This window comes from Alloalcanivorax xenomutans, assembly GCF_900217905.1.
GTDB lineage: Bacteria > Pseudomonadota > Gammaproteobacteria > Pseudomonadales > Alcanivoracaceae > Alloalcanivorax > Alloalcanivorax xenomutans.
Genome location: NZ_OBMO01000013.1, coordinates 91,590 through 106,313 on the forward strand (window position 1 = coordinate 91,590; position 14,724 = coordinate 106,313).

A 14,724-nucleotide genomic window follows, 5' to 3' on the forward strand; every position below is an offset into this window, starting at 1 on the left:
CATGGCGAAACTGAATGCCCGCCAACTGGCCAAAAGCTATAAGGGGCGCCGCGTCATCGAGGACGTTTCCCTGGAAGTGGAAGCGGGCCAGATCGTCGGCCTGCTGGGCCCCAACGGCGCCGGCAAGACCACCTGCTTTTACATGATCGTCGGGTTGGTGGAAGCGGACGCGGGGCGCATCGAGATCAACGGCGAGGACATCACCCACCTGCCCATGCACGGGCGCGCCAAGCGCGGTATCGGCTATCTGCCTCAGGAGGCGAGCATCTTCCGCCGCCTGACCGTGGAACAGAACATCATGGCGATCCTCGAAACCCGCAAGGAACTGAGCAAAGCCGAGCGTGAGCAGGAGTTGAACAACCTGCTCGAGGAATTTCACATCACCCATATCCGCGACAGCATGGGCATGAGCCTGTCCGGCGGCGAACGGCGGCGGGCGGAGATCGCCCGCGGCCTGGCCACGGACCCCGCGTTCATTTTGCTCGATGAACCGTTCGCCGGGGTGGACCCGATCTCGGTGAATGACATCAAAGGCATCATTCGCCATCTCAAGGATCGCGGCATCGGCGTGCTGATCACCGACCACAACGTGCGTGAAACGCTGGACATTTGCGATACCGCCTATATCTGCAGCGCCGGCCACATTATCGCCGAGGGCGATTCCCAGACCATCCTTGGCAATCAGCAGGTCCGCGACGTTTATCTGGGCGCCGACTTCCGGCTGTAGCCCCTTGGAAATCGCGGTCAACGGAGCCCTTACTCTTTTTCAATTGCAATTTCAACATTGGCATACATATTGCTTAAATAAATTGCGAAGCGTTGAAAGACGCTGCTATTCTGCCGCCTTGGCGATTCACCAGACCACCAAGGCAGTATGAAACCGAGTCTACAACTCCAGATCGGCCAGCAGCTCACCATGACGCCGCAGTTGCAGCAGGCGATTCGCTTGCTGCAACTGTCGACGCTGGACCTGCGCCAGGAAATCCAGCAGGCGGTGGAAACCAACCCCCTGTTGGAACTCGAAGAAGGGAGCGAAGCCTACACCGAGGACGACACCCCCGCCGATGACGATTGGGAAGCGGAGGAAATGGACCTCGAACGCGACGAGGCCCTGGACGACCTGGTGGAAGGGCCGGTGGAGAGCGACAGTGAATGGGACGACCTCTATGTGGGCCAGTCCGGTTCCGGCTCGGGCAACGGCGAGGACGATGACGCCGATGCCTGGCAACAGCGCCACGTCGCTCCGGTCACCCTCCAGGATCATCTGCTCTGGCAACTCAACCTCAGCCCAATGAGTGATCGGGACCGTGTCATCGCCGGCATCCTCATCGACGCCCTCGACCACCGTGGCTACCTGTCCCTGCCCCTGGATGATGTGATCGACACCGCCGAGCGGCAAATATCCGATGCCGATGATCCGGTGGAGGAAGACGAAGTGGTGGCGGTCCTGCATCGGCTGCAGCAGTTCGACCCGATCGGCGTGGCCAGCCGCGACCTGGCCGAATGCCTGGGCGTGCAATTGCGCCAACAGCCCGCAGACACTCCACACCTGGCCACCGCGACCGCCCTGCTGGAACATCTCGCGCTACTGGAAAAGCACGACTATGCCGGACTACGCCGCGCCATGGGGGTGACGGAAAGCGATCTCCTCGACGCTCTGGCGTTGTTGCGCACCCTGGATCCAGCCCCAGGCGAACAAATCGGCGGCGAGGTGGCGGAGTACGCGGTTCCCGACGTGGTGGTACGCCCCTTCCGCGGCGGCTGGCGGGTGGAACTGAACGAGGAAGTCCTGCCCAAGGTCAACCTGAACGCCCAGTACGCCCGGCTGGCCCGCCGCACCGAGGGCGAGGACGGCCAGTACCTGCGCAACTGCATGCAGGAAGCGCGCTGGTTCCTGAAAAGCCTGCAAAGCCGTAATGACACCCTGCTGAAGGTGGCCCGGCGCATCGTCGAGGTGCAGCAGGACTTCTTCCATTATGGCGAGGAAGCCATGAAACCGCTGGTACTGGCGGATATCGCCGAGGCGGTGGAGATGCACGAATCCACCATCAGCCGGGTCACCAATCAAAAGTTCATGCTCACGCCCCGCGGGGTGTTCGAACTGAAATATTTCTTTTCCAGTCACGTGGACACGGAAGGCGGCGGTGAATGTTCTTCCACCGCCATTCGTGCCATCATTAAGAAGCTGGTCGCCGCCGAGAACCCTCGCAAGCCGCTCAGCGACAATAAGCTGGCCAGTTTGCTCAATGAGCAAGGGATCAAGGTGGCGCGCCGGACCGTCGCCAAGTATCGAGAGGCGATGCGAATCCCGTCTTCCAGCGCTCGCAAACGCCTGGTTTGACGACGCGGGAAACGGCTTATAACCCGGGCCAGCGGCCGGGGTTAAATAACGAGGCAAAGGAGCCAGCTATGCAAATCAACATCAGTGGCCATCACCTGGATATCACCGAAGCCCTTCGTGATTATGTGGACGACAAGTTTTCCAAGCTGGAACGGCATTTCGACCAGATCACCAGCATTCAGGTAATCCTGTCCCCGGAGCCGAACACCCACAAAGCGGAATCCACCATCCACATTTCCGGCGGCGAAGTCTTCGCCACCGCCGAGGCCGGTGACATGTACGCGGCTATTGATGCCCTGACCAGTAAGCTGGATCGTCAGATTCTCAAACACAAGGAGAAGACCGTGAGCCGCAAGCACGGTCACTAAGCGGATCTATGCGAGTACGAGAACTTCTCACCGAGGACCGCACCCATAACGGTATCGAGGTGGGTAGCAAAAAACGCCTTCTGGATCAGGTTGCCGAGCTGGCCGCGGCCAGTTGCGGCGACCTCGGCGCCCAGGAAGTGTTCGATGCACTGGTGGCCCGGGAGCGCCTGGGCTCCACCGGTATCGGTGAAGGCATCGCCATCCCCCACTGCCGACTCGGACGCTGCGAGCAAGCGGTGGGCCTGCTGCTGAAACTGGCCGAACCGGTGGACTTCGATGCCGTGGATGGCCGTCCGGTGGATCTGGTGTTCGTTCTGCTGGTGCCCGAACAGAACCCCGAACAGCACCTCAAGACCCTGAGTCACTTGGCCAACCTGTTCAACGACGAGGATTACCGGCGTGAGCTGCGCCAGGCCACGGACGATCATCAACTCTATATTACCGCCGTGGAGTCAGAGGCCGAATTGCGTCTGGCTTCATAAGCTGCGACAGGGCCCATGCGGCCGGTTCTCCCCGGCCCGGGCGTCTTTTGGGGGAAGAAAGCGTCAATCGCCATGAAACTGACCATTCTCAGCGGCCGGTCCGGCTCCGGTAAGACCACGGCTCTGCAAGCACTGGAAGACCACGGTTATTACTGCGTGGACAACCTGCCTCTGGGCCTGCTGCCACAGCTGGCCGGACAGTTGGATGACGAGGACCGGGTGCTGGAGCGGGTGGCGGTGGGCATCGATGCCCGTAACCTGCCGAGGCAACTGCTGGCCTTCCCTTCCACCCTGGCGGAACTGCACAAATTGCAGGTGGAGACCGAGATCATCTTTCTCGACGCCGATCACGGCACCCTGCTCAAACGCTTCAGCGCCACCCGGCGCCCCCACCCGCTCAGCGGCGATGATCGCACCCTGGCCGATGCCATTGCCTATGAAGCCGAGCTGCTCTCCGACATCCGCATGCGCGCGGATCTGGTGATCGACACCAGCACTCTGGATGTCCACTCCCTGCGCAATCAGATCCGCCAGCGGGTCGCCGGCCGCAACGTCAAACTGTCGCTGCTGATCCAATCGTTCGGGTTCAAGAACGGCTTGCCCAACGACGCCGATCTGGTCTACGACGTGCGCATGCTGCCCAATCCCCACTGGCACGGTGATCTGCGGGCCCTGACCGGTCGCGACGACAAGGTGGCGGCCTTCCTGCAATCTCATCAGGAAACCGAAGATTTGATCGACGATATTTTTCAGTTTCTGGTGCGCTGGCTACCCAGCTACGCCGCCAACGACCGCAGTTACGTTACCGTTGCCATCGGCTGCACCGGTGGCCGCCATCGCTCCGTGTATCTGGCCGAGCAGTTGGCCCAGCGCCTGCGCAATAAAGCCATCCCCTTGCATGTGCGGCATCGGGAGCTGGAGGGATGATCGAGAGGGAACTCACCATCATCAACAAACTGGGATTGCATGCCCGCGCCGCCGCCAAAGTGGTGAGCGTGGCATCGCGTTACAGCTGCACCATACAAGTGCTTCACAACGAGCGCCGGATCGACGCCAAGAGCATCATGGGCCTGCTTACGCTCGGCGCCGCCAAGGGCACCAGCCTCAGAGTACGAGTGGACGGAGACGACGAGCAGCCGGCCATGGAGGAACTCACCGACCTGTTCGCCCGCCGCTTCGACGAAGAGGAATAAAGCGCTGACATCACGGCCCTGTTCTGGGAGGGCTCGCTACAAGGCTACTGTGGGAGCCTGTCCGGGCGACGGGCCGCTGCAAGCGAATGCGCAACGTTCCAAGAATTCGCTTGCAGGCTGGCTTCCACAGCGGCTCCGTGGCCCGGTCTACTGCTCGTCTTTCTGCTCCCTCTGACTGCGCGCCCAGTTGATGACATAACTGCGGCTGACGCGATCGTGCAGGAGGTTCCCTTTCAGGAACAGGTTCACCAGGATCACCACTTTACTGGTCAGCGCATTGACCACCACGAACGCCATGACCCGCCACAAATTGTGCGGAAATGACAACCGCTCAAACTCCAGGCTCGTCACCCTGAGCCCCAGCATCCGTTTCCCCGGCGTCGCCTGCCCGGGCCCTGCCTCCATGACCAACGCCATTAGCAAATAGGCTGGCGCGGCAAGTATCAGAAAGACGCCCATGAACGACTCAAGACTGATGTCGCCCCCTGTTCCGTTGAAATCCGCCACCACGATGCTCACCACCCATATCGGCATGACCAACAGCGCCGCCACTACCAGCAGATCGATGACGATAGCGACCATACGCAGGGTCATGCCAGTGAAATAAAGGGTTTCGGGGGCCGGCTCGGTGTTTGCCTGACGGGAGGGCGGCACCGTCTCCTTGCCACCACGCAACCCCTGTAATAAGGCCTGATCGCCGGAAGAATTCGTATCCAGGGGGGCCAACACCCGATCCATGGCGGTATCGCCAAAACGGGCCGCCAGCAAGCCACGACGCCCTTCCCAATCAAACAGGCTGTTCAAATAAGCCAGTATCACCGCATCCAGAGGCGGCTTGTTATCCTGCTGCCGAAGCCGTTCCACCAGCCGCGCCATCAGGGCATCCCCCAAACCATGGTGAAAGGCGCTATCCAGCATCCAGGCACTGTTGGCGAGGAAACGCCATTCCTTCTCCTCAGCCGGCTGCCCCTCGCGCTCCAGCAAAGCCTGGCACTGGGTCAACAGCCGTTCGTGTTCACGACTGGCCGCCAGCCACTCGTCTTCTTCCGGCTCCCGTTCTTCCTCCCGCTCACGTGCCGCGGCCCAGGCCGGCTCCGGGTCCCGCGCCGGCGGGGGAGGTTGATCCTGGAACGCCGGCTCAGGTTCCACCGGTGCCGCTGGCGGATCATCCGGAACCACCGGCGCCGGCCATTCCGGTGTCTCGGGCGGAATCGGCTGAGTCCCGGCGGCCGTGGCAGTGGATGCCTTCTCCGTTCGCTTCCCGGCGGTTTCCGTTTCCGGCTCCGTATCACCGGCGGCGGCGGCACGGGCACGTTGCTCGGCAAGGCCCAGGGCACGTTTGTAAGCGGCGTGCAAAGCCTGGAATTGCTGCGGATGCTCATCCGGGCGGGTGCTTTTCAGCAAGCGCGCGTAGGCACGCTTGACCGCCCGGGTATCCTCGGTGGCTTCGAGCCCCAGGACGCGCCAGGGATCCATCAGAACCAATCCTCACTTTCCAGGCTGTCCAATGCCTCCTTGACCTCCTTTTGGACCCGGGCGATGTCCAGTGGATTTTGCCGGTCCAGAACCTGCTCGAACCGCCCCATCAGATCAGCGATGAACTCCCGACGGTCTCCCAGACTGGACTCATACAGCCGTTCCCCGCGGGCCAGCAGGGCACGGTTTTCCTCACCGTCCCGGGGGTGGAACTTCAACACCGCCAGACGTTGCAGGGATCTTGCCTTGTCGTCTTCGCTCAAGGCACCCGGCGTATGTTCGATCAACTGATAATAGGTCTTGCCGGTGGACTCCACCTTCACGTCCACTTCCAGAAGACCGTTCATGTCATAGCTGTAACGGACGATCACGCTTTCCTGTCCACGCGGCCCCTTGGGCACCGTCACGCTCAACTCGCCCAGATAAACGTTCTTCTCCACCAGACGGTTTTCGCCCTGATAGATCCGGATCTTCATCTTGGTTTGGTTATCGGACGCGGTGGACAGATGACGCTCCACGCTGATCGGCACCACGCTGTTGCGCTCGATGATCGGCAGAAAGTAATCGCCCAACCGGGGGTTGTCCTCATTGATCACTCCGGTGCCAAGCGTATAGGGACAGACATCGGTAAGCACCACGTCGTCCAGCCCTTCCCCCCGCGCCAGCAGGCCGGCCTGGATGGTCGCGCCCACGGCGACCACCGTATCCGGATCCAGATGACAGGACGGCAGCCGGCCGAACATCTTGCCGACGGTGGAGCGGAACAACGCGAGACGGGTGGAGCCGCCGACCAAGACCACGTCATCCACCTTGTCAGGATGCAAGTTGGCATCCCGCAGTGCCCTTTCTATGGGGTGCTTCACTCTCAACAACAGAGGCGTGACAACACGGGCGAACCACTCCGGCGTCACCTCGTGGGTCACCTCCCGGTCCCCCAGCTTCAGGCTCAGAGTCTGAGCATTGCCCAGCCGGCGTTTGGCGCCTTCCATTTGCAGGTACAGATTCTGCATCGCACTGGCCGGCAAGGCGTCCCGGCTCAGCTCATGTTCGGCCAGCACATCGTCGATCATGGCATCGACGAAATCCTCACCGCCCAGGAAGTTATCGCCGGCACTGGCGTGCACTTCCATCACGCCATCGAAGAATTCCAGCAACGACACATCGAAAGTGCCGCCCCCCAGATCGAGAATCAGAAACAACCCTTCCTGCTTCTCGTGGAGACCATAAGCCATGGCCGCGGCGGTGGGCTCATTAATCAGCCGCCTGACCGTCAGTCCCGCCAGCTCCGCCGCCTGTTTGGTGGCGTGGCGCTGGTTATCGTTGAAATAGGCGGGAACGCTGATCACCGCTTCCGTCACCGGCTCCCCCAGGTACGTCTCGGCATCTTCCTTGAGCGAGCGCAACACCAGGGAGGACAGCTCGGTGGCGCTGAAACGCTGATCGCCAAGGGTCACCTTGTGGTCGGTGCCCATGAGACGTTTGAACGCCGCCACCGTTCTATCACTATGGTGAATCAGCCGTTGGCGGGCGGTGCGGCCCACCATGATCTCTCCGCTGCCATCGACGCCCACCACGGACGGTGTCAGCACGTCGCCCAGCCGGTTGGAAATCAGCTCCACCCCTTGCCCGGTCCACACACCACATGCGCTGTTGGTGGTACCCAGATCAATACCGATGATCGCCATGGCCTCTCCTTTCGCCATTCACATCCTCAAACGAACGCCGGGCGGTATCAAACCGCCCGGCGAGGATCCCGGTATCGACAAGCACCGGGCAATGTCGTGCTGAGCGAATCAGACAGAGGCAGGCTGCCGCGGCGCGGCTTCACCCAACTCGAAGATATCGCGGAACGAGCAATAGATGGTGGCGGAGTACAGAGCCATCAGCACCAACATCACCAACAGCATCACCACACCGAACACGAACATCAGAATACCGCTGATCACACCTTGTCCGAGCACCCCGGTAATCACTCCGACAATGATCGCCGCCGCGATACCCAGCACCAGGAAAATCAGGAAGCCGATGATGCCGTACCACAGCATGGCCAGGAAATTACGGAATACCGCGGTGAAGCTTTCCACCATGGCCGCGAACGCATTGCGCTGCCCGAAGAACACCAAAGGCACCTGGAACCAGATCGCCGCCATGTAGGGAATGATCAACAACAGAGAGACCAGGCCGAACAGGATCATCTTGGCGACGCCAAAGGCCGGGTTCATCATGGGCGCGGCGTAGGGGTCGGCAAAGGAGCTGAACATCATCATCAGTTCACTGCCAAAGAACAGGGCGCCAAGAATGCCGATCAGAACAAAAAAGACCAGCATCGCCACGATCTGCGCCAGACCGGCCATGAACAGCGGCCCGGTCTGATTGGAAAATCCGACGAAAAGGTCACCGAAGGAAAACGTGTTTTGCTCACGTACCCTGTGGGCAATGAAATACAAGCCGACCACGAATACCGGCGCGAACAGGGTGGGGATGAAAGTGCCGATAAAAGGAATGAACGCGGTGATCAAACCGATGGCCATGAAAATCAGCAGGAAAACGAAAGTGGCCAATGCCCACATCAACTTGTTCTGACGCACGATCTGCCAAGCCTGTGCCCACCAGGCACCACCGTTCCCGACCGGCCGCTTCTGCGCCTGCCCTACCGTTCCCGATCCCGCCTGTGTCACCAGCACATCCGCGCTGGGCCCCTGATATGGATTATTGGATTCCATAATGTATGCTCCTTGTCCTTGGTTAAGCCAAACAGTGAATAATCATTCTGAAAGACGAAAAACAGCTAGCGCCCGGCGACTTTCATGGGCGACAACAGTAACGAACCACAGTGGATATTCCCCCTTCGATCCACATCCGTGCCACTGCCCAGAACGCCTCCGAACATGTCCTTCAGATTTCCGGCAATAGTAAACTCTTGCAATGGTCGCTGTATAACCCCGTTTTCCACCCAGAATCCCGCGGCGCCGCGAGAATAGTCTCCTGTGACGAGGTTCACACCTTGTCCCATCACTTCGGTGACCAGAATTCCCGTTCCCAGGCGGCGCAACAGAGCTTCCTGGCTTTCCCCGGTGTCGCTCAGAATGACGTTATGTACTCCACCTCCGTTACCGGTGGGTGACATTCCCAGCCGGCGAGCCGCATACAGACCCAGGGCATAGCCTTTGAGCTCGCCATCCTCGATGAAATCCTGGTCCCGGGTGGGCAGCCCATCGCCATCGAAAGGGGTGGAACCGTTACCGGCCGCCATCAACGGCCGCTCCCCCAAACGGAAGCCCTCGGGCAACACCCGGGAGCCGAGTGCGTCACACAGGAAAGAGGCGCGCCGGTACAGTGAGCCGCCGCTGATCGCGCCGATCAAATGGCCAATCAGTCCACTCGCCATTTCCGCCGAGAACAGCAGCGGAAACTCGCCGGTGACGGGCACCTCGGCCCCCAGCCGCGCCAATGTACGCTCACGGGCCTTTTCGCCGACCTGCTCCGGACTGGCCAGCCGTTCCGCGCGCCGGCCGCTGTCGTACCAGAATTGCCGCTGCATGCCGGCCTCATCCTGAGCCACCACCGCGCAACTGCGGCTGTGATGGGTGCCGGCGAAACCTTGCAGAAAACCAGCACTGGTGCCCAACACGTACAGACTGGCGCCGGTGCTGAGAGAGGCCCCCTCGGAATTGACGATGCGGGCATCATCACGAGCCACCGCCTCACACCGCCGCGCCTGTTCGATGGCCTGGTCAGTGGTCAAGGTCCAGGGGTGATACAAATCCAGATCCGGCACCTGATCCGCCAGCAGGCTGGCATCGGCGATACCCGCGTGGGGATCCTCCTCGGTATGGCGGGCAATGGCGCAGGCCGCGCGCACCGCGTCGCAGAGGCTTTCGCGGCGGTCATCCGAAGTGCTGGCCTGCCCCTTGCGATGGCCGAAGTACACCGTCACCGACACGCCCCGGTCGCGATGGAACTCCACCGTTTCCACCTCACCGAGGCGGACGTCCACCGACAACCCCTGGGACAGAGACAAGCCGACTTCCGCATTGCTGGCGCCCTGCCGGTGCGCTTCTTCCAGTACAAAAGCCACGGTGTCCTTGGCCGCATTCAACTGGTTTGGGCCGAGATCGGCTGACGGACGGGGGTGATCGGACATAAAATAGGGTTTCCTTCAGCTTGATGGCGGAGCGTTCGTGTCGCGGCGGACCGGCTCCCATAAACAATGACCGAGTATAACGAGCCCCTACCTCCCAGCAAAACGCAGCTCAAACAGGAAATGTCGGAGCTGCAGCAGACCGGGCTGGACATCATGGCGCTGAAACCGGCGCAACAGGCGCGGCTGCCGCTCAATGACCCGTTGCGGCGGGCACTGGAAGAGGCCCGCCGCATCACCAACGCCGATGCCCAACGCCGTCATGCGTTGTTTGTCGGCCGCCTGATCCGTGATGCCGAAACCGATGCCATTCTCTCCGCCCTGGCCGCGCTCAAGGACCCGGTACGGCAGCAGCGCCTGCTGCAGTGGACCGAGCAGGTCGTGGCGGCGGCTTCAGCCAAGGAAGCGGAACCGGTGATTCAGCAGATCCTCGAGTTCTATCCGCGGGCGGACCGCCAGGCGCTGCGCAATCAGGCACGCAATCTGATCAAGGCGCGTCTGGACGATCCCGGCGCCGCTGAACAGGAGCAACGTGAACGCTTCAAGCGCGAGCGCAAGCGCTTTCTGAGCGCTCTCAACGATCTGGAAAGAAACGCGCCTTTGTACTGATTGGCTGGCACATCCACATCTTGATTCGCTGCCAAGGCAGCTTCCCACAGAGAGAAGCCACGGAGCCGCCGTGGGAGCTGGCTTGCTGGCGAATTCAACGTCAGCCAATCGGCTCGCCATCGGCGGACAGCACAGCGGCGACAAACTGCACCAGCAGCAGAGCCGACAGCAGCATCAGCGGTATCCGCCAGTTACCAGCGGCGTCGTGCAGCAATCCCAGAGTCACCGGCCCCAAAGCCGCCAGCAGGTAGCCCACGGACTGACACAGCCCGGACAGGCCGGCAGCAGCCCGGGCGTCGGCGCCGCGCAGTGCGATCAGCGTCAAACCGGTACTGATCATCGAACCTTGCCCGAGGCCGAGCAGCACCACCCACAGTACCGGCTGGCTGGTTGGCGCGATCATCAACGCCGGGACACTGATCAGCAGCGGCACGTGCAATAGCACCATGGCCAGACGCCGATTACGCATGCGCGCGAAAAACAGCGGCGCGCAGAAATTGGCGGGCATACCGGACAGATTGAACAGGGTCAGCAATTCCCCCGCCCGGGCCTCGCTCATACCGGCATCAACGAACACCGTCGCCAGCCAGGCGGTAAGGCTGTAGTACAACAGGCTCTGCAAACCAAAGAAGACACTGAACACCCAGGCGCGGGGATTACGCCACAATCCCAATGACGGCGCCTTGCCGGACGCGGCGGGAGTCCGGTATGGCAGCATGAAGCACCAACCGATAGCACCGGCCAGAGCCACCAGCGCGCACCCCGCCAGCGGATAGCGCCAGTCACCACCGAAGGCATCCCGTACCGGCACCGCCATACCAGCGGCGGAAGCCGCTCCCAGGGTCATGGTGACCGAATAAAGCGCGGTCAGCGCCGCCACCTTGTGAGGGAAACGGCCGCGCACCAGACTCGGGATCAGCACATTCATGACGGCGATGGCGGCACCCAGCAACGCCGTGCCCGCCAGCAACCAGAAATAGCTGCCAAACAGTCGCAACACCAACCCCAGGAACAGCAGCCACAGCGCGGTCAGCAGGACCGTTTCCAGCCCCCAGCGCTCGGCGAAACGGGGCGAGAAAATCGACAGCGCGCCAAAGCACAGCAACGGCAACGTGGTCAGCAGCCCCAAGGCACCACCGCTGAGAGCCAGATCCTCCCCCATGCCATTGGCCAGGGGGCCGATCACGACGATCCCCACCCTCAGGTTCAGAGCGATCAGCAACAGGGCAACGAGAAACAACGGCAGCGGCAGGCGGCGCCCCTGTCCGCTATTGAGCGCGGTCATCCCCTCTAACCCAATGGCAGCATGAAACGCGCCAGCCGGGACGAGGTCTGACGCAGATGAGTGCACAACACCAAGGCAATGTTCTCCATGATCACCGCCGCCGCCCGGGGACGCCGCCGGCGCAGCTGCTCAAACCCCTTGCGGGTGAGCACCACCAAAGCGGAATTCTCCACCGCCCGCACGGTGGCGGAACGGGGCTGTTGATCCACCAGTGCCATTTCACCCAGCGAATCACCGGGCTTGAGCTGAGCAATGACTACCTCGCCCTGCTCGGCATGATGTTTGACGATGTCGAGACGGCCGCTGGCGACGAAACAGACAAAGTCGCTGTGATCCCCTTCCCGACAGACGGTTTCCCCCGCTTTTACCCGATTCACGAACACCAGTTTTTCCACCACGGCCAGTTCTTCGGCTTCCAGACCATCGAACAACCGCATATGAGACAACAATTGCGACAATGGAATGCTCGGCATTCCCCTACTCCCTGCTGTACAACTCCACCAGCCCGGACGGGCTCCCCCCGCTTCTGTCTCTTATGTTCTTCTCAGGCGGTACCGCCGACCGTCAGGGAGTCCACCCGCAAGGTCGGCTGCCCCACACCCACCGGTACGGACTGACCTTCCTTACCGCATACACCAATGCCGGTATCCAGGGCCAGATCATTGCCGACCATGGAGATCCGGCTCATCACCTCCGCGCCACTGCCGATCAGCGTGGCGCCCTTGACCGGACAAACGATTTTTCCTTTTTCCACCAGATACGCTTCGCTGGTGGAGAACACGAACCGACCGGAGGTGATGTCCACCTGACCACCGCCGAAGTTCACCGCGTAAATGCCGCGATCCAGGCTCGCCAGTATTTCCTCGGGATCGGATTCGCCCGGCAGCATGTAAGTGTTGGTCATGCGTGGCATGGGCAGGTGGGCATAGGACTCCCGGCGGCCATTGCCAGTGGGCGCCACGCCCATAAGGCGGGCATTGGTCTTGTCCTGCATGTAGCCGGTGAGCACGCCCTTCTCGATCAGCACGTTGTAGCCGCTGGGTGTGCCTTCATCGTCCACGGTGAGCGAGCCACGGCGATCCGGCAAGGTACCATCATCCACCACCGTGCACAGATCCGACGCCACTTTTTGTCCCATTCGGCTGGCGAACATGGACGTCCCCTTACGATTGAAGTCGCCTTCCAGACCGTGCCCCACGGCCTCGTGCAACAACACCCCGGGCCAGCCGGGACCCAGCACCACCGGCATGGCGCCGGCCGGCGCCGGCGCCGCTTCCAGATTCACCAGCGCCTGCCGCACCGCGTCACGGGTCCAGGATTCCATGCGCCCGTCCTGTTCGAGCCATTGGTAGGACACCCGGCCGCCGCCTCCGGCACTGCCCCGTTCGCGACGGCCGTTGCGCTCGGCGATCACCGAAATATTGAAACGCACCAGCGGCCGCACATCCGCCGCCAGGGTGCCATCGGTGGCGGCCACCAGAATCACGTCCTGCACACCGCTGAGGCTGACGGTGACTTCCTTCACCGCCGGATCCAGCGACCGCGCCAGCCGGTCCATCTCCTGCAGCACCGCCACTTTACGTTCGCTGCTCCAGACCGGCAGTGGATCCAGCGGCGCATAACGCTCGGTCATGGCCCGGCCGCCTTGCACACGCACCGCCTTGCTGCTGCCCTGACGCCCGATCGCGGCGGCGGCGTTGCCGGCCTGAGTCAGGGTGTCCAGGGAAATATCATCGCTGTAGGCAAAGCCGGTCTTATCACCGATGACGATACGCACGCCGGCACCGCGTTCCAGATTGAAGCTGGCGTCGCGCACCAGCCCGTCTTCCAGCACCCAGGCCTCATGGCGGCTGTGCTGAAAGTAGATGTCGGCGTAATCCGCCTGTCCGGCCAGCTTGCCGCCCAGCAGGGCCTGCAACTGGTCAGGGGCCAGCTCCGCCGGCGTCAGCAGAATATCCGCCGCCAGGGTAAAGCGCTCATCGGAGATCATAGAAACTTTCCACCGTGAATCGTTGATGCTGGTGCACCGGCAACGCGGAACGCACCTGCGTAAGAGTCGCGCGGTCCATATCGCCGAGAACCACCGAGGGCTCGCCGCCAGCTTGGGCGACCACCCTACCCCATGGGTCCACCAGCATGGAATGACCAAAACTCGCCCGTTTCTCGCTGTGCTGGCCGCATTGGTTGGCGCCCAGCACGTAGCAACCGTTTTGCACCGCGCAAGCGCGCATCAGCAATTCCCAGTGCGCGGCACCGGTGGTGGCGGTGAACGCACTGGGGTAAATCAATAACTCGGCACCGCGCGCCACCAAGGCCCGGGCCAGAAGCGGGAAACGCAGGTCGTAACAGATCGCCATGCCCAGGGTCAGGCCGGCGGCCGGCGCGGTGACCACGGCATCGCCGGGCTCGAATACCTCCGACTCCCGGTACCGCCCCTGACTGTCCTGCACATCCACATCGAACAGATGCAGCTTGTCGTAGCCGGCGATCACCGCGCCATCCGGTCCCAGCAACACACTGCGTGTACGCACCCGCGGCGCCGGTACTTCACTGCCATCCGGGCGGTATAGCGCCGGCAGACTGCCGGCCACCAGATACAGTTGATGACGCCGCGCCTGCTCCCCCAGCCATGCCAGCAGGTCGTCATACCGTGCCGCCAGCTCGCGATAATTGACGCCGTAACCGGCGAAGTTTTCCGGCAACAGCGCCAGGCGGGCGCCACCGGCGGCGGCCCGCTCCAGGCCCGCTTCCGCTGCGCGCAGGTTGTCCGTCAGCACCTTGCCGCTGGTCATCTGCACCGCGGCCACGGTGATCAGGTCACTCATCGCC

The 14,724-nt window shown here is 62.0% G+C and carries 15 protein-coding genes; 7 read left to right on the forward strand and 8 right to left on the reverse strand.

The window, feature by feature from the left end; all coding sequences use genetic code 11:
* Position 1 precedes the first annotated feature (1 nt).
* The 6 genes from lptB to CRO06_RS12035 all read left to right on the forward strand — a co-directional run bounded on the left by lptB (position 2) and on the right by CRO06_RS12035 (position 4,384).
* Positions 2 to 727, forward strand: a complete 726-nt coding sequence (gene lptB / locus CRO06_RS12010; RefSeq protein WP_022996261.1) for an LPS export ABC transporter ATP-binding protein — start codon at positions 2 to 4, stop codon at positions 725 to 727.
* 147 nt (positions 728 to 874) lie between these two features.
* Positions 875 to 2,341, forward strand: a complete 1,467-nt coding sequence (locus CRO06_RS12015) for an RNA polymerase factor sigma-54 (RefSeq protein WP_097058524.1) — start codon at positions 875 to 877, stop codon at positions 2,339 to 2,341.
* 68 nt (positions 2,342 to 2,409) lie between these two features.
* Entirely contained in the window at positions 2,410 to 2,709 is a 300-nt protein-coding gene (hpf, locus tag CRO06_RS12020; protein WP_014995905.1) for a ribosome hibernation-promoting factor, HPF/YfiA family, read from the forward strand.
* 8 nt (positions 2,710 to 2,717) lie between these two features.
* Complete coding sequence (ptsN, locus tag CRO06_RS12025; RefSeq protein ID WP_022996263.1) at positions 2,718 to 3,191, forward strand: PTS IIA-like nitrogen regulatory protein PtsN; 474 nt, start codon at positions 2,718 to 2,720, stop codon at positions 3,189 to 3,191.
* 72 nt (positions 3,192 to 3,263) lie between these two features.
* Complete coding sequence (gene rapZ, locus CRO06_RS12030; RefSeq protein WP_097058525.1) at positions 3,264 to 4,118, forward strand: RNase adapter RapZ; 855 nt, start codon at positions 3,264 to 3,266, stop codon at positions 4,116 to 4,118.
* Entirely contained in the window at positions 4,115 to 4,384 is a 270-nt protein-coding gene (locus CRO06_RS12035; protein WP_097058526.1) for an HPr family phosphocarrier protein, read from the forward strand. Before rapZ ends, CRO06_RS12035 begins: the two co-directional genes overlap by 4 nt.
* A gap of 147 nt (positions 4,385 to 4,531) precedes the next feature.
* Here the strand turns inward: CRO06_RS12035 and CRO06_RS12040 are convergent, their stop codons facing one another.
* From CRO06_RS12040 to pmbA, 4 genes are all read right to left on the reverse strand, one after another.
* Positions 4,532 to 5,860, reverse strand: a complete 1,329-nt coding sequence (locus CRO06_RS12040) for an RDD family protein (protein WP_097058527.1) — start codon at positions 5,858 to 5,860, stop codon at positions 4,532 to 4,534.
* Entirely contained in the window at positions 5,860 to 7,563 is a 1,704-nt protein-coding gene (locus tag CRO06_RS12045) for a molecular chaperone HscC (RefSeq protein WP_244902821.1), read from the reverse strand. The genes CRO06_RS12040 and CRO06_RS12045 overlap by 1 nt, the downstream gene beginning before the upstream one ends.
* A 90-nt stretch (positions 7,564 to 7,653) precedes the next feature.
* A complete protein-coding gene (locus CRO06_RS12050) occupies positions 7,654 to 8,583 on the reverse strand; it encodes a BPSS1780 family membrane protein (protein WP_097058529.1) in 930 nt (309 codons plus the stop codon).
* A 65-nt stretch (positions 8,584 to 8,648) separates the two neighbouring features.
* Complete coding sequence (pmbA, locus tag CRO06_RS12055) at positions 8,649 to 10,004, reverse strand: metalloprotease PmbA (protein ID WP_097058530.1); 1,356 nt, start codon at positions 10,002 to 10,004, stop codon at positions 8,649 to 8,651.
* A 66-nt stretch (positions 10,005 to 10,070) separates the two neighbouring features.
* Between pmbA and yjgA the strand changes: the two genes are divergently transcribed.
* Positions 10,071 to 10,610: a ribosome biogenesis factor YjgA gene (gene yjgA, locus CRO06_RS12060; RefSeq protein WP_026948582.1), complete on the forward strand. Its 540-nt coding sequence runs from the start codon at positions 10,071 to 10,073 to the stop codon at positions 10,608 to 10,610.
* 100 nt (positions 10,611 to 10,710) lie between these two features.
* On the opposite strand, the gene CRO06_RS12065 is transcribed toward yjgA, so the two are convergent.
* From CRO06_RS12065 to CRO06_RS12080, 4 genes are all read right to left on the reverse strand, one after another.
* On the reverse strand, positions 10,711 to 11,895 hold the full coding sequence (locus CRO06_RS12065) for an MFS transporter (RefSeq protein ID WP_022996271.1): 1,185 nt from the start codon (positions 11,893 to 11,895) through the stop codon (positions 10,711 to 10,713).
* A gap of 5 nt (positions 11,896 to 11,900) precedes the next feature.
* Positions 11,901 to 12,368, reverse strand: coding sequence for a cyclic nucleotide-binding domain-containing protein (locus tag CRO06_RS12070; protein ID WP_022996272.1), 468 nt, complete (start codon positions 12,366 to 12,368; stop codon positions 11,901 to 11,903).
* 71 nt (positions 12,369 to 12,439) lie between these two features.
* The gene (gene tldD, locus CRO06_RS12075; RefSeq protein WP_097058531.1) at positions 12,440 to 13,885 is read right to left on the reverse strand and encodes a metalloprotease TldD; all 1,446 of its coding nucleotides are present in this window, start codon (positions 13,883 to 13,885) and stop codon (positions 12,440 to 12,442) included.
* Positions 13,872 to 14,720 carry a carbon-nitrogen hydrolase family protein gene (locus tag CRO06_RS12080; protein ID WP_097058532.1) on the reverse strand — a complete coding sequence of 283 codons (849 nt, stop codon included), beginning with the start codon at positions 14,718 to 14,720 and terminating at the stop codon, positions 13,872 to 13,874. Before CRO06_RS12080 ends, tldD begins: the two co-directional genes overlap by 14 nt.
* Between the last annotated feature and the right edge of the window lie 4 nt (positions 14,721 to 14,724).

Bases quoted from the DNA above. Each gene is read 5' to 3' on its own strand.
- lptB (WP_022996261.1), top strand. From the start codon at position 2: ATGGCGAAACTGAATGCCCGCCAACTGGCCAAAAGCTATAAGGGGCGC.
- CRO06_RS12015 (WP_097058524.1), top strand. From the start codon at position 875: ATGAAACCGAGTCTACAACTCCAGATCGGCCAGCAGCTCACCATGACG.
- hpf (WP_014995905.1), top strand. From the start codon at position 2,410: ATGCAAATCAACATCAGTGGCCATCACCTGGATATCACCGAAGCCCTT.
- ptsN (WP_022996263.1), top strand. From the start codon at position 2,718: ATGCGAGTACGAGAACTTCTCACCGAGGACCGCACCCATAACGGTATC.
- rapZ (WP_097058525.1), top strand. From the start codon at position 3,264: ATGAAACTGACCATTCTCAGCGGCCGGTCCGGCTCCGGTAAGACCACG.
- CRO06_RS12035 (WP_097058526.1), top strand. From the start codon at position 4,115: ATGATCGAGAGGGAACTCACCATCATCAACAAACTGGGATTGCATGCC.
- CRO06_RS12040 (WP_097058527.1), bottom strand. From the start codon at position 5,860: ATGGATCCCTGGCGCGTCCTGGGGCTCGAAGCCACCGAGGATACCCGG.
- CRO06_RS12045 (WP_244902821.1), bottom strand. From the start codon at position 7,563: ATGGCGAAAGGAGAGGCCATGGCGATCATCGGTATTGATCTGGGTACC.
- CRO06_RS12050 (WP_097058529.1), bottom strand. From the start codon at position 8,583: ATGGAATCCAATAATCCATATCAGGGGCCCAGCGCGGATGTGCTGGTG.
- pmbA (WP_097058530.1), bottom strand. From the start codon at position 10,004: ATGTCCGATCACCCCCGTCCGTCAGCCGATCTCGGCCCAAACCAGTTG.
- yjgA (WP_026948582.1), top strand. From the start codon at position 10,071: ATGACCGAGTATAACGAGCCCCTACCTCCCAGCAAAACGCAGCTCAAA.
- CRO06_RS12065 (WP_022996271.1), bottom strand. From the start codon at position 11,895: ATGACCGCGCTCAATAGCGGACAGGGGCGCCGCCTGCCGCTGCCGTTG.
- CRO06_RS12070 (WP_022996272.1), bottom strand. From the start codon at position 12,368: ATGCCGAGCATTCCATTGTCGCAATTGTTGTCTCATATGCGGTTGTTC.
- tldD (WP_097058531.1), bottom strand. From the start codon at position 13,885: ATGATCTCCGATGAGCGCTTTACCCTGGCGGCGGATATTCTGCTGACG.
- CRO06_RS12080 (WP_097058532.1), bottom strand. From the start codon at position 14,720: ATGAGTGACCTGATCACCGTGGCCGCGGTGCAGATGACCAGCGGCAAG.